Source organism: Pelagibius sp. (genome assembly GCF_965249265.1).
Taxonomy (GTDB): Bacteria; Pseudomonadota; Alphaproteobacteria; order Kiloniellales; family Kiloniellaceae; genus Pelagibius.
Genome location: NZ_OZ252224.1, coordinates 3,533,033 through 3,546,698, shown reverse-complemented (window position 1 = coordinate 3,546,698; position 13,666 = coordinate 3,533,033). Strand labels below are relative to the sequence as shown.

Sequence of the window (13,666 nt, the reverse complement as noted above, 5' to 3'; positions counted from 1 at the left end):
AGTCCTCTTTGAGTCTTGCCGGCTACCCGGAAAAGCCGCGGTGCCGGCCCTGCGCCGGTCGGCGGCAGGTGTCAGTCTGTCAATTTGCTTGCTGGAAGTGGTGTGCGCCTAGGCCCGGCGCGGCGGCGCGCGGCTCTGGGGAAGCCGGGCCGTTTGATGTTGCTGGGCGGTTGCCTGATGCCAGAGCAAAGGCTCCACGCCGCCGCCGAGTGCAACCGGCGTCGCAGCCGCCGGCGGGGTCGCACCGCTCAACTGGCCGAAGGCCGTGCAGACCGGGCATCCATCCAGAGACTTGCCCGAATGGTGCCTTTCAGGGCCCTGGGGCGCATCCTGATTCAACGGCTGGTCGAAAGGCAGGTAGACGATCCCCTCGGGGGTGCAGATCTCCATAAAGGCCGGCAAGGGGGATGCATTGGCTGTCGGCGTCAGGGCGACGGCCAGCAGCATGGCAAGGCTGTGCCCCATCAAGGCGACAGAGGCCAAAGCCGCAGCGAATCGGCGGAACACCAGGGTTCCTGCCGCCCGCTTCAATACCGGTTTTCGGCTTAATCTGCGCATTACCGGCAGAGCATAGGTCAGAATCCCGGGGCGAGCCAGCCCGCGCCCTGCGACAGAGCGCCGCGAAACCGGGGTTCTTAACCATGGGTTACAGGCGCAGTTGTTCGTTGGCTTGCAACTACGGGGTGGACAATTTGCTTAGGAACTGTGTTGAATGGACCCACAACAACAGCGAATCAATCGCTGGATAAATAGCACAGGGAACCATCAGCTCTGAAAAGTGCTGCGCTACAGCTTACGCTGCAACACGACGCTGGACCGGTCCGATCGGGGCTCGCCAGAGCCCTGTTCGCGGCCGATTCCCGCATTTATTCCCTCTGCAAGCCTGGTTTTCGAATCGGGGGGAGAGCGGCAGGCCTCCGGCAAGGGGCCTGTCAGTGATTATTTCAACTCAGACCGTGAAGGTCGGGAGCGAAGAACTCATGAAACGTATTGCATTGAAGTCAACTGTCCTGGGCCTGTCGGTGGCCGCCGTGCTGGCGGGCGCATCAGTCACTGCCCAGGCAAACGAAAAGTTCGTCACCATCGGCACCGGCGGTCAGACGGGCGTCTACTACGTAGTCGGCCAGTCGATCTGCAAACTGGTGAACCGCGGTCAGAAGGATCACGGGATCAAGTGCACGGCGCCTTCGACCGGCGGCTCCGTCGCCAACCTGAATGCCATCGGCAATGGCGAGCAGGATATGGGCGTCGCCCAGTCCGATTGGCAGTACCATGCCTATAACGGCACTGCGGCCGACAAGTTCCCCAATGGAGCCAACAAGGATCTGCGCGCCGTCTTCTCCGTGCATCCTGAGCCGTTCACCGTCGTTGCCCGTTCGGATTCGGGGATCAAGACCTTCGCTGATCTGAAAGGCAAGCGCGTGAACGTCGGCAATCCCGGCTCCGGCGCGCGGGGTACCATGGAAGTGGTCATGGGCAAGCTCGGCTGGGAAATGGGCGACTTCAAGCTGGCGTCCGAACTGAAGTCGGCAGAGCAATCCGCGGCCCTCTGCGACAATAAGATCGATGCCATCGTATTCACTGTTGGTCACCCCAGCGGTACCATCAAGGAAGCCACGACGTCCTGCGAGTCGATCATCGTGCCTGTCACTGGTCCGGAAATCGATGCTCTGGCCAATGACAATGACTACTACGCCAAGGCCACGGTCGTCGGCGGCACTTATGACGGCACGGCTGACGATGTCGAGACCTTCGGCGTCGGTGCGACCTTCGTCTCCTCCACCAAGGCGGACGAAGAGACCATCTACCAGGTTGTGAAGGCGGTCTTCGACAACTTCGATCGGTTCAAGAAGCTGCATCCGGCTTTCGCGAACCTGAAAGAAGCGGACATGATCACCAACAACCTCTCGGCCCCGCTGCATCCGGGCGCCGTGAAGTACTACAAGGAACGCGGCTGGATGTAGTTCCGGCCCTGGTGGGCGGGGTTCTCCCGCCCACCGTTTCCTTTGGTTGACGTAAGAGCAAAAGAATAAGTCCGGCAAAGACCGGGCAGCTTTGTTTTTGGGGATGGAGGGCGCTGCAATCCGGGCGGCCCTCAAGAGCGGGGAACAGCGATGTCAGACGATTCGAACAGCGGCCGTCCGGCCGGTGCACAAGCAGGGGCCGGCGGTGCCCCGATGTCCGATGACGAACTGCAGGATCTGGTTGCCTCTTCGGACACCGGCGGACGCGCCCCGAGCGGCATCCCCATGCACATCATCCTCTGGACAGCGGCGGCCTGGTCGCTGTTCCAGGTCTGGATCGCCTCGCCCTTGCCTTTTGTGTTTGCAGAGATATCCGGCCTGCCGGTGGTGCTGAACAACACCGAGTCGCGGGCGATACATCTGGGCTTTGCGATTTTCCTGGCATTCCTGGCCTACCCGGCGATGAAGCGTTCGCCGCGCCACTACATTCCGATTCAGGACTGGGTCCTGGCGCTGGTCGGCGCTTTCTGCGGCAGCTACCTGTTCTGGTTCTACGATGCCATTTCCCTGCGCCCGGCCAACCCCAACACGATGGACATTACGGTCGCCTGCATCGGCATGGTGATCCTGTTGGAGGCGACACGCCGCGCCTTGGGCCCACCGCTGATGGTGATCGCCTCGATCTTCCTGATCTACACCTTCTTCGGTCAGTACATGCCGGACCTGATCGCCCATAAGGGCGTCTCGCTTGCCGGCGTGGTCAATCATCAATGGATCACGACGGAGGGCGTCTTCGGTGTTGCCCTCGGCGTGTCGACCGACTTCGTTTTCCTCTTCGTTCTGTTCGGCGCCCTGCTCGACAAGGCCGGTGCCGGCAATTACTTCATCAAGGTGGCCTTCTCGCTGCTCGGGCACTATCGCGGCGGCCCGGCCAAGGCGGCGGTGGTCGCCTCTGCGATGACCGGCCTGATCTCCGGCTCTTCGATCGCCAATGTGGTGACCACCGGCACCTTCACCATCCCGATGATGAAACGGGTCGGCTTCTCGCCGGAGAAAGCCGGCGCCGTCGAGGTCGCCTCTTCCGTGAACGGCCAGATCATGCCGCCGGTCATGGGCGCCGCCGCTTTCCTGATGGTCGAATACGTCGGCATCTCTTACTTCGAGGTGGTGACCCACGCCTTTGTTCCGGCGCTGATCTCCTACATCGCGCTGGTCTACATCGTTCATCTGGAAGCGATGAAAGCGGACATGAAAGGTTTGCCGCGGGCCTCCGAGCCGACACCGCTGATGAAGTTCCTGATCATGACGGCTTTCGGTCTCGCCGTGGTCTGTGGACTGGCGCTGGCCACTTACTATGGGCTTGGCTGGATCAACGTCCTGTTCGACGATTACTCCGGATGGATCATTGCGGCGCTGCTGACGGCAGTCTACACGGCCATCGTGAAGTTCTGTTCCGCCTACCCGGACCTGGAACTGGACGATCCGAATGCTCCCATTGTCTCGCTGCCCAAGGTCGGGCCTACGGTGAAATCCGGCATCCATTTCGTCCTGCCGGTCATCGTGCTGGTCTGGTGCCTGATGGTGGAACGGCTATCGCCCGCGCTCTCGGCTTTCTGGGCGACGGCCTTCATGATCTTCATCGTCGTCACGCAGCGGCCGCTGTTTGCGCTGTTCCGCGGCGAGTCGGCACTGGGCGCCTGGTTCGGCAAGGGTCTGACCGAGCTCTATGAAGGCCTCGTTGCCGGTGCCCGCAACATGATCGGCATCGGCATCGCCACGGCGACTGCCGGCGTTATCGTGGGTTCGGTGTCCCAGACGGGCGTCGGTCTGGTGCTGGCCGATCTCGTCGAGATCCTCTCCTTCGGCAACATCCTGCTGATCCTGCTCTGGACGGCTGTTCTGAGCCTGATCCTCGGCATGGGTCTGCCGACCACGGCAAACTACATCGTGGTCTCGGCACTGCTGGCGCCGGTCATCGTTCAGCTCGGCCAGGATGCGGGTCTCATCGTGCCGCTGATTGCCGTGCATCTCTTTGTCTTCTACTTCGGCATCATGGCCGACGTGACGCCGCCGGTTGGTCTGGCTTCCTTTGCCGCGGCGGCGGTATCCGGTGGCGACCCGATCAAGACCGGCTTCGTCGCTTTCTTCTACAGCCTGCGCACGGCGGCGCTGCCCTTCCTCTTCATCTTCAACACCGATCTGCTGCTGATCAACGTCGACTGGTTGGGGGGCATCATGGTCTTCGTTGTTGCGACCGCGGCGATGCTGATCTTCGCGGCGGCGACCCAGGGCTTTTTCCTGGCCCGCAACCGCGCTTACGAGACCGTGGCGCTGCTGTTGATCGCCTTCACGCTGTTCCGGCCGGGGTTCTGGATGGACATGGTCTCGCCGCCGACCCGCGATGCCGCACCTGCCGAGATCATGGCCGTGGCCGACCGCCTGCAGGCGGGCGAGACCTTGCGCCTGCGTGTCGATGGGATCGACGCGGTCGGCAATCCGCGCAGCTTCGTCGCTTTATTGCCCATGGGTGAGGGGGCGACCGGTGAGGAGCGGCTCTCTGCAGCCGGCCTGGATGTGCTGATCGACGGGGAGCAGGTCTTGGTCGACAACGCCGGGTTCGATTCACCCGCTGAAGCGGCCGGTCTGGAGTTCGATCAGGTGATCGTTTCCGTCAAGGAACCCATCGACCAACTGCCCAAGCAGCTCATGTACATTCCGGCGCTGTTGCTGTTGGGCCTGATCATCATCATGCAGCGGGGGCGCCGCAACAAGATGCCCGCCGCGGCGGCTGCCTAGAGCAGATCCGGGTTTGATGGACTCGCGTGAGCGATCCATCCAACCCAGTGAATCTGCTCTAACTGTTTGAGGTCGATCGGATTCACATGTTTTGGCGCAACCACGGAGTGGTTACGTCAAAACATGATCCGATCTAGGATATCGGTAAGGGGGAAGTACAGTCATGTTTAAGGACATTCTGCTGCCGGTCGACCTGGGCAATCAGGAAACCCAGACCAAGGCGGTTACGGCTGCCGTCGAGATCGCCAAGGCCTTTGGCAGCCGCCTGCACGTCATGACCATTGTGCCGAACTTCGGGATGAGCATCGTCAGCGGCTTCTTCCCGGCGAATTTCGAAGAACAGGCCCTGGAAGAGGCCAACAAACAACTCCATGCCTTTGTGGCTCAGGCTGTTCCAGACGACATCAAGGTGCAGCACATTGTCGCTCACGGCACGATCTACGAGCAGATCCTGCATTTCGCCAAGGAGGCCGATGTCGATCTCATCGTCATGGCTTCCCATCGGCCGGAACTGCAGGACTACCTGCTCGGCCCCAACGCCGCCCGTGTCGTGCGCCACGCCCATTGCTCCGTGACGGTGGTGCGGGACTGAGGGGAAGGCCCCCCCGGCTTGCTGGCCGGTGGCGGGTTCCACTGAATTGTGAAACAGCGTTAGTGGATCGGCGGCCGCCGTCCCGGTTAATCTCTCCTGATGTCCTGGAATGCAACTCACCTCGGCGGCTTGGCCGCTGTGCTGGCTCTGGCTCTGGCTTTGGCGGCTGTGCCGGAAGCCGCCCAAGGCGGCGCGGCGCCCTTTAAGGAACCAGCGGTAATCGGGATTCCCGCCGGGCCTTTCATCGCCGGTTCGGATCGGGCGGAGCGGGAGGCTGCCTACCGCCTCGACGAGGCCGCCTATGGCCACAGCCGTACGCGGCAAGGGCGCTGGTACGAGGCCGAGCGTCCAAGGACGGAACAATCGTTGCCGGCCTTTCGGATCACCGAAACCCCGATCACCAACCGACACTATGCCGCTTTTGTTGCAGCGACCGGTCATGCAGCGCCGGACGTCGATCCCCGCACCTGGGCCGGCTATGGGCTGATCCATCCCTTCGAGCGTACCCGGCGCCATGCCTGGATTGGCGGCAAACTGCCGGCGGGCAGGGAAGACCATCCGGTGGTGCTGGTCTCTCATGCCGATGCCCGGGCCTTTGCGGCCTGGCTGACGGCGCAAACCGGGCGGTCGTGGCGCCTGCCGACGGCGCTTGAGTGGGAAAAGGCGGCCCGCGGTCCTGCGGGCCTGCGCTTCCCCTGGGGCGATGCCTGGGACCCTGCGCGGCTCAACAGCCACGACCGGGGGCCTTTCGACACGCTGCCGGTCGGGCGCTTTCCCGAAGGAAACAGCCCCTATGGCCTGGTGGATGCCGCCGGGCAGGTCTTTGAGTGGACGGCCACAGCAACCGCCTCAGGAAGCGGCGACCGCTATCTGGTCAAAGGCGGATCCTGGGACGACAGCGGTTGCGGTGTTTGCCGCCCGGCGGCTCAGCACAGCCGGCCTCAAGCACTGAAACACATTCTTATCGGTTTTCGCCTTATCGTAGAATAGGGTTATTCTGGTATGTCGGCTGTTCTGCCGTCGGCACCGGTGCTAGCTTCACGTCGAAGTGATGCTCCGGGGGCTCGTATTGCGGCCCGGGCGTATGTAGGTATCTGAGATCATGAGAAGCGAAGCACAGATCAGAGAAAGCGCGGTCGACAGCGATTTTGCTTTGGAGCCGCTTTCAACCGAAGACCTGGAAGCCATGGCGGAAGCCGGCCAGGAAGTGGCCGAGATTCACCGCGTCCTCGCCAAAACCGGTGACAACATCGTTGGGGAGCTGCTGAAGAACAACGGGACCTTCTATGAGTGGGATCACTATCCGCCGGGCGATGTCTACGACCACGAAACCCACGGCCAGTTCTACTATCATGCCCATGCGCCGGATCAGCGCTTCGAGGGCGAGCACGGCCATTTCCATACCTTCGTCCGGCCCAAGGGTATGCCGCCCGGTATCAAACCCGCGGCTGTGCCGGGTTTCGTAAAGCCTGAAGACCCCAACGATGCCCTCAGTCATCTGATCGCGATTTCCATGACCCCCGAAGGGCTGCCGTTCCGGATTTTTACGGTGAACCGCTGGGTAACCGGCGAGGTCTGGTACGACGCCAAGGATGTCACGGTGCTGCTGGACTATTTCAAGATCGACCATACCCAGCCGTCCTGGCCGGTGAACCGCTGGGTTACGGCCATGGTCCAACTCTACAAGCCGCAGATTATCGAGCTGCTGGAGGCCCGGGACCGCAAGGTTTCGCTCTGGCAGCAGCAGAATGGAGACCGCGATGTCTTCGAGGATCGTGAGCTGGAGGTCACGTCGTTCCTGGATATTGACCCGAACAAGCAGATCCAGGCGGTCGCCAAGCAGCTTCTCGCCCGTCAATAAGGTGCCGCCAGGTTTCTACCTGCAGTCGTGGTGTCGTGGGAATTCGGCCGTAATCGGTAGTACCCTGTCCGAAAATCCTTAGTCCGGCCTGTTGAGGCTTGAGGGTCATTGGTCAGATTTTAAGCATGAATTAACGCCGCAGGAGGATACTTGCTTCGTGGGATCGCAGGCCTCCGGGCCTTTTGTCGGTGCCCACACCCGAAGACAGACAGCGGGCAGACAGAGAGACATGACAGGAAGCCTTTCCCAGGAGGATGTTGCCCGATTGATGGCTGACCCTTCGCCATCTGTGCGTGCCGAGACTACCTCGAAGATTGCAACCCAGTACGACCAGCGTCATCCGCGGATGAGCGACTCCGAGCGCAAGATCGCCGAGGAGATTTTCCGCAAGCTGACGCAGGACGCCGAGATCAGGGTGCGCGAGGCGCTGGCCGCCAATCTGAAGACGACTTCCGATCTGCCCCACGACCTTGCCGTAACTCTGGCCCGCGATGTCGACTCCGTCGCTCTGCCGGTGCTGAAGTTTTCCGAGGTGCTGACCGACGAAGACCTGATCAGCATTGTCCGCGGCGAGAATGCGGGCACCAAGCAGGTTATCATCGCGCAGCGCGCCACGGTTTCCGGCGCCGTCGCCGATGCCCTGATCGAAACCGGCAACGAAACGGCGGTGGCGCGGCTGGTCGCCAACGAAGGCGCCGAACTCAGCGAAGACGCGCTCGACCGTGTTTTGAACGAGTATGAGGACAGCGAGGCTGTTTCCGACTCCCTGTCCCGCCGGCCCAGCCTGCCGGCCAGCATCAGCGAACAACTGGTCAGCGCGATGACCGAGAAGCTTCAGGGCTATCTCGTCAGCAAGCACAATCTGACCCCGGATGCGGCAAGCAACCTGGTTCTGCAGACCCGGGAGCGGGCGACCGTCAGCCTGTTGAGCCGCGGCTCCTCGGATGCGGAGTTGGAGGAACTGGTCTTCCAGCTCTACACCAATGGCCGTCTGACGACGTCATTGATCATCCGCGCGCTTTGCGTCGGCGACATGCCCTTCTTCGAAGCGGCCATGGCGCGCCTCGCCAACGTGCCCTTGAAGAACGCCCGCAAACTGATTCATGACGAAGGCGGTCTTGGGCTCTCCTCGCTCTACGAGAAAGCCAAGATGCCCGGGCGGTTGCTGAGCGCTGTCTCCGCGGCGGTGCGGATCCTCGATGAAGAGGACTACGATGGCGGCCGTAACGACCGCGAGCGCTTCGTCAGCCGGATTATCGAGCGGCTTCTGACCCAGTTCGAGGATCCGTCCTCGACCATGACCAAGGACGATATCGACTACCTGATGGCGAAGCTGCATCAGTTGGCTGCCTGAGGACGTCCGCAGAAAGCCTGTCCGCTCCTTCGCAAGGGCTTTGAAAAAACAGAAACGGCGCCGGGCCCAATGCGGGACGGCGCCGTTTCTTGTTGGTGGCGATGCGGCAGCGTCAGTCGAGCAGCAAACGCGGCAGCCAGAGAGCGATCTCCGGGAAGGCAATGACCAGCCCCAGCCCGGTGAGCTGCAGCAGCACGAAGGGAATGATGCCCTTGTAGATCTGCTGGATCTTCACTTCCGGCGGCGCCACGCCCTTCATGTAGAACAGCGCAAAGCCGAAAGGCGGCGTGAGGAACGACGTCTGCAGGTTGACGGCGAGCAGGATCGCGAACCAATAGACCAGCTCGGTGCCCTGAACGTGATCACCGAAGTCGAGCTCGGCGATGATGGGTGCGAAGACCGGCAGCACGATCAATGTGATCTCGATCCAATCGAAAAAGAAGCCGAGGAAGAACACGATCCCCATCAGAATGAAGAGCAGGCCCCAGGACCCGAGGCCGAGGCTCTCGACCAGTTCGATCACGATGTCGTCGCCGCCAAGCGCCCGGAAGACGTAGGAAAAGCAGGTCGCCCCGATGAAGATGCCGAACAGCATGCCGCCGGTCAGTGCCGAGCGTTCGATGACGTCTTTCAGCACCGTGAAGCTCAGGCGCCGGTTCAGGATTGCCAGCAGGATGGCGCCGGCGCCGCCGACACCGGCGGCCTCCGTCGGCGTGGCCCAACCGAAAACGATCGATCCAAGCACCAGGAAGACCAGGAAGAGGGGCGGAATGAAAGAACGCAGGACCATCGTCATCAGACCCAGCGCGCTGTCCGGCCCTTCCTCGGCCGCCAGCGGCGGCGCCAGTTCCGGTTTGAAACGGCAGAGTACGAAGATGTAGATCATGTAGAAGGCGGCCAGCATGAAGCCCGGCACGATGGCCGCGACGAAGAGGTTGCCGACCGAACGGGCAAGCAGATCGGCCATGATCACGAGCATGATCGAAGGCGGGATCAGAATGCCGAGAGTCCCCGAAGCGGCGATGGTGCCCGTGGCCAGGGGTATGTTGTAGTTCTGCTTCAACATCACCGGCAGGGCCAGCAGGGTCATCATCACGACCGATGCGCCGATGATGCCGGTGGTGGCCGCCATGATGGTGCCCATCAAGGTGACCGAGAGGGCCAGACCGCCGGGTACCCGCCGCAGCAGAACCTGAAGACAGTGCAGCAGGTCGCTCGCAACACCGCTGCGTTCCAGCATGGTGCCCATGAAGATGAACATCGGGATGGCGGTGAGGACAAGATTCTCGGCGATACCGCCCCAGATGCGCGGCGCTATGTTGAAGAACTGAATGAAGGAAAAGACCTCGAAGTACATGCCGATGAAGCCGAAGGCGAGGCCGATGCCGCCGAGGACGAAGGCCACCGGGTAGCCGCTGAACAGCAGCATCGCCAGCGCGCCGAACATGAAGAGCGGCAGATAGTCTTCAATATAGAAATCCATCAGCGTTGCTCCCTGTCCTGGTCGTCCAGGATGGGCCGCACCGCATCTTCCAGATGCTCGGCCTCTGCCTCCTCGGTATCGTGAACCTTCTCGCGCAGCGGCGGCGGTCCGAACAGTTCGACAATCTTGCGCAGCACCACGGCAACGCCGCTCAGCGCCAGGAAGGTAAAGCCGAGCGGGATGGCCGACTTGATGATCCAGCGGTGGGTCAGGCCGGTGGCGGAGGCCGAAACCTCGCTGGTGGCGAAGGACTTGTAGGTGTATTCAACGGAGAAATAGATCACCAGGGCGCAGTAGGGAATGAGGAACAGCAGGCAGCCCGCCAACTCGATCCACCACCGTGTTCTTTCACTGAGGTTTTCGCGCAGCAGGTCAATGCGCACATGGGCGTCTTTCAGATAGGCGAAGCCCAGACAGAAAGCGAAGAGGATGGTGTGGAAATGCCACTCCAGTTCCTGCAGCTTGGTCGAGCCGAGAACGAAAAAGCGGCGCGTCACCACATCGAAGACAGTGATCAGAATGAGGATCAGGCCCGCCCAGGCGGCGATCTTGCCGACCTTCGTTATAACGCGGTCCAGCCCCTCGCTGACGCGTATCAAGACTTCCATGCTGCTTCCCATCCTGCCCTGTTCAAGGTCCGGGTCCTGCCGTCCCGGGCTTGCTGCATTTCCCGCGAAAGTGGGTCTGCTTGAAAAAAAGCGCCGGAGCCCTGTTTCGAGAGCTCCGGCGCTGCTTTCGCTAAGACCGCTTCAGCGGGTCTTGGAACGCGGTCGCGTCCGGATCTGCGTCCGGATCAGAGATAACCGAGTTCGTCCCAGATTTTGTACTGCTCGCGGAAGGCGCTGTAGGATTCCCAGACCTTCTTGAAGTTCGGGTTCTCCGCGGCCAGCTCACCGGCGACCTCGTTCCAGGCACCGTTCAGCTCTGCCAGAACCTCGGGCGGCCAGCGATGGATGGTCACGCCCTTCGACTGCAGCTCGGCCAGGGCGGCACCCTGGATCGCTTCGCCTTCGGCCAGGCCCTCGCGCACGTTGTCGCCGCAGGCCATTTCAAGCTGGGCCTTTTGGGTTTCCGAGAGGGCGTCGTACTTCTCCTTGTTCATCAGCAGCTCGAACAGCGTCGCCTGCTGGTGCCAGCCGGGGAAGTAGTAGTGCTTGGCGACCTGATAGAAACCGAGGTTCAGGTCGATCGCCGGCATGGAGAATTCGGTGGCATCGATCGAGCCGCGCTCAAGCGCCGGGAAGATGTCGCCGCCGGCCAGGAGCTGGGTCGAGACGCCCATCTTTTCCATGACCTTGGCGCCGAGGCCGAAGAACCGCATCTTCAGGCCCTTCAGGTCTTCAACGCTGTTGATCTCCTTGCGGAACCAACCGGAAGCTTCCGGCGCGATCACGCCGCAGGTGATGGCCTTGATGTTGAAGGGGCTGTAGAGCTCGTCCATCAGCTCCTTGCCGCCGCCGTAGTACATCCAGCCGAGGTACTCACCGGCGCGTGGACCGAAGGGCACGGCGGAGAACATGGCGAAGGTCTCGTCCTTGCCGACCCAGTAGCCGGCGGTCGACCAGGCGGCATCGAGCGAGCCGGCGGAAATCGAGTCGAACATCTCCAGCGGCGGCACCAGCGCGCCGGGCTCGAAGAACTTCAGGCGGATGTTGCCGCCGGTCGAGCGTTCGACCTTTTCAGAAAGGCTGACGCCCAGCGTGCCGAGCTGGGTGAGCTTGCTGCCGAAGGCGCTGCCCATGTTCCAGCGAACGCGTTTGTCCTCGGCGTCGGCCTCCCCCGGCCAGCCGAAAGCCATGACCGCGCCGACTGTCAGCGCCGAGACGGCAAGCGTGAAGGTTCTGCGGATGCGCATAATGATGTGTCCTCCCGTGTTGCTCGCACCCGCCGTGAAACCTGGCGGGCCTTGATTCTTGTTTCCCGCTCTGGAGGACTGCCTGAGATCCCAACCCCCGACGCCCCCGCAAAGTGCACAGAAGCTAGCTTATGGCACTCCGGCGAACAAGCCCTAAGCAAAGTCGGAAGGGGTAGATCGAGGGCCTACCGATGATTGGCAAACAGCCTGTGAAACAGTGCGCTAGCCGGCATTTTTTGAGACTTCTGCAGGATTGGCCGCCGGCGAAGGCGGCGCGGGCCTGAGGGTCCGGCGCAGAGATCCCGGACGATCAGTTTGTCGGGTTCTCGTTGCTGTCGCGACGCTTGAGCAGGCCGACACTGCGATAGAAACGCAGAGCCCCGGGATGCAGGGGGATACCGACCCCTTCCAAGGCGGTTTCGAGGCGAATGACCCTTCCCTGGGTGTGTCCCCGGTCCAGCAGCCGGCGGGCATCGCTGCGCCACAGCGCCTGAAGGATGCCGTAGACCGTTTCTTCGGCGATATCCTCGCGGGTGATCCACTGCGCCGCGACGGTCAGGGTCTCGACCTGGCCAACCCCTTCGTAGGTGGCGCCGGGGATCACGTCGCGTTGCAGAAAGGGATTAACCTCGACCAACGTCGCTGTCTCGGGCCCGGTGATGGGAAGCAGGCGAATGTCGGTATGTTCATTGGCCCACTGCACCACTTTTGCCGGATAGCCGGCAATCAGGAAAAACGCGTCGAGTTCACCGGCGACGAGTCTTTCCATGGCATCATCGGACTTCAGGTAGGTGACGGTAACCCCCGCTTCGACCAGTTCGAAAGCCTCAAGAATCAGTTCCGCGCCGACCAGGGTGCCGGAGCCGGCCTCGTCCAGAGCCACACGCCGTCCCGCAAGCTGGGGGACAGTCTCGATACCGCTGTCGCTGCGCACAACGATGTGAAAAGATTCCGGATAGAGATTGGCGATCGCGCGGAGCGAGGTCTGGCGTCCGTCGTCAGCAAAGGCGGCAATGCCGGTGTAAGCCCAAAAGGCGACGTCGGACTGGACGAAGCCGGACTCGATCCGCCCGCCGGCGATGTCCCTCACGTTGGTCACCGATCCGCTTGAGGACTGGGCCACCGCCACCAGGCCCGGTACGCCGCAGACCTCATCTGCTTCACAGTGGCCTGCAGGGTTGCTGATGGCCTGGGCGACCAGCCCGGCGATGGGATAATAGGTCCCGCCAACGCCGCCGGTGCCGATGCGGAACAGGGAAAGCTGCTCTGCGGCCGCAGGCCCCATAGTCAGGGGGGAGGCCACGAAGCTCAGCAGAATGACGGCGATCAGCCTGTTGAGACGCTTTGTCGAAGCCTTGTTCACTTTCTTCGGTGTCCAGTTAGCGCGATGATCTGTAAAGCAGATAGGGAATGAAAAAGGATTTTTCGCTGAAATTCCGGATAAGATTTGACGAGGACTTACCAAAGAAATGCCCTGAAGTGCTTTATTGGCGCCATCCCGCCGGATTGTACAGGCCCCGTCAAGCGCTCAATCATAGGTTCTGCAGACAAGTATCGCAGAAGGGTTCCGGATTCGTTAACAAAGAGATCCGCCTGTCTCCCAGCGGCGGTGGCCGCCGCCGGGATTGCAATGCCCAGTGGGAATCGCTATAACGCGCCGCGCCGGGGAGTAGCTCAGCCTGGTAGAGCACTACGTTCGGGACGTAGGGGCCGGAGGTTCGAATCCTCTCTCCCCGACCAATACCAAGGAAATCAAGGTGA

At 61.8% G+C, this 13,666-nt stretch carries 11 protein-coding genes and 1 tRNA gene; 7 read left to right on the top strand and 5 right to left on the bottom strand.

Annotated features, from left to right (window positions below; genetic code table 11):
* Positions 1–108: 108 nt before the first annotated feature.
* Positions 109–531 (bottom strand): DUF2946 family protein, encoded by a 423-nt coding sequence (locus tag ACP146_RS16950; RefSeq protein ID WP_425032903.1) that lies wholly within the window; start codon positions 529–531, stop codon positions 109–111.
* A gap of 449 nt (positions 532–980) precedes the next feature.
* Between ACP146_RS16950 and ACP146_RS16945 the strand changes: the two genes are divergently transcribed.
* The 6 genes from ACP146_RS16945 (at position 981) to ACP146_RS16920 (ending at position 8,567) form a co-directional block, all read left to right on the top strand.
* On the top strand, positions 981–1,964 hold the full coding sequence (locus ACP146_RS16945; RefSeq protein WP_425032901.1) for a TAXI family TRAP transporter solute-binding subunit: 984 nt from the start codon (positions 981–983) through the stop codon (positions 1,962–1,964).
* Positions 1,965–2,114: 150 nt separating this feature from the next.
* On the top strand, positions 2,115–4,760 hold the full coding sequence (locus tag ACP146_RS16940) for a TRAP transporter permease (RefSeq protein ID WP_422367928.1): 2,646 nt from the start codon (positions 2,115–2,117) through the stop codon (positions 4,758–4,760).
* Positions 4,761–4,923: 163 nt separating this feature from the next.
* Positions 4,924–5,352, top strand: a complete 429-nt coding sequence (locus ACP146_RS16935) for a universal stress protein (RefSeq protein WP_422367927.1) — start codon at positions 4,924–4,926, stop codon at positions 5,350–5,352.
* A gap of 99 nt (positions 5,353–5,451) precedes the next feature.
* Positions 5,452–6,342, top strand: a complete 891-nt coding sequence (locus ACP146_RS16930; RefSeq protein WP_422367926.1) for a formylglycine-generating enzyme family protein — start codon at positions 5,452–5,454, stop codon at positions 6,340–6,342.
* A gap of 112 nt (positions 6,343–6,454) precedes the next feature.
* Positions 6,455–7,213: a DUF6969 family protein gene (locus ACP146_RS16925; RefSeq protein WP_422367925.1), complete on the top strand. Its 759-nt coding sequence runs from the start codon at positions 6,455–6,457 to the stop codon at positions 7,211–7,213.
* 268 nt (positions 7,214–7,481) lie between these two features.
* Positions 7,482–8,567, top strand: a complete 1,086-nt coding sequence (locus ACP146_RS16920; protein WP_422367924.1) for a DUF2336 domain-containing protein — start codon at positions 7,482–7,484, stop codon at positions 8,565–8,567.
* A 112-nt stretch (positions 8,568–8,679) separates the two neighbouring features.
* Here the strand turns inward: ACP146_RS16920 and ACP146_RS16915 are convergent, their stop codons facing one another.
* The 4 genes from ACP146_RS16915 to ACP146_RS16900 all read right to left on the bottom strand — a co-directional run bounded on the left by ACP146_RS16915 (position 8,680) and on the right by ACP146_RS16900 (position 13,268).
* Entirely contained in the window at positions 8,680–10,050 is a 1,371-nt protein-coding gene (locus ACP146_RS16915) for a TRAP transporter large permease (protein WP_422367923.1), read from the bottom strand.
* The gene (locus ACP146_RS16910) at positions 10,050–10,658 is read right to left on the bottom strand and encodes a TRAP transporter small permease subunit (protein ID WP_422367922.1); all 609 of its coding nucleotides are present in this window, start codon (positions 10,656–10,658) and stop codon (positions 10,050–10,052) included. Before ACP146_RS16910 ends, ACP146_RS16915 begins: the two co-directional genes overlap by 1 nt.
* Before the next feature lie 185 nt (positions 10,659–10,843).
* Entirely contained in the window at positions 10,844–11,905 is a 1,062-nt protein-coding gene (locus ACP146_RS16905) for a TRAP transporter substrate-binding protein (protein ID WP_422367921.1), read from the bottom strand.
* A 310-nt stretch (positions 11,906–12,215) separates the two neighbouring features.
* Positions 12,216–13,268 carry a TAXI family TRAP transporter solute-binding subunit gene (locus ACP146_RS16900; RefSeq protein WP_422367920.1) on the bottom strand — a complete coding sequence of 351 codons (1,053 nt, stop codon included), beginning with the start codon at positions 13,266–13,268 and terminating at the stop codon, positions 12,216–12,218.
* A gap of 300 nt (positions 13,269–13,568) precedes the next feature.
* Between ACP146_RS16900 and ACP146_RS16895 the strand changes: the two genes are divergently transcribed.
* Positions 13,569–13,645, top strand: a tRNA-Pro gene (locus tag ACP146_RS16895).
* Positions 13,646–13,666: the final 21 nt, after the last annotated feature.

Bases quoted from the DNA above. Each gene is read 5' to 3' on its own strand.
- ACP146_RS16945 (WP_425032901.1), top strand. From the start codon at position 981: ATGAAACGTATTGCATTGAAGTCAACTGTCCTGGGCCTGTCGGTGGCC.
- ACP146_RS16940 (WP_422367928.1), top strand. From the start codon at position 2,115: ATGTCAGACGATTCGAACAGCGGCCGTCCGGCCGGTGCACAAGCAGGG.
- ACP146_RS16935 (WP_422367927.1), top strand. From the start codon at position 4,924: ATGTTTAAGGACATTCTGCTGCCGGTCGACCTGGGCAATCAGGAAACC.
- ACP146_RS16930 (WP_422367926.1), top strand. From the start codon at position 5,452: ATGTCCTGGAATGCAACTCACCTCGGCGGCTTGGCCGCTGTGCTGGCT.
- ACP146_RS16925 (WP_422367925.1), top strand. From the start codon at position 6,455: ATGAGAAGCGAAGCACAGATCAGAGAAAGCGCGGTCGACAGCGATTTT.
- ACP146_RS16920 (WP_422367924.1), top strand. From the start codon at position 7,482: ATGGCTGACCCTTCGCCATCTGTGCGTGCCGAGACTACCTCGAAGATT.
- ACP146_RS16915 (WP_422367923.1), bottom strand. From the start codon at position 10,050: ATGGATTTCTATATTGAAGACTATCTGCCGCTCTTCATGTTCGGCGCG.
- ACP146_RS16910 (WP_422367922.1), bottom strand. From the start codon at position 10,658: ATGGAAGTCTTGATACGCGTCAGCGAGGGGCTGGACCGCGTTATAACG.
- ACP146_RS16905 (WP_422367921.1), bottom strand. From the start codon at position 11,905: ATGCGCATCCGCAGAACCTTCACGCTTGCCGTCTCGGCGCTGACAGTC.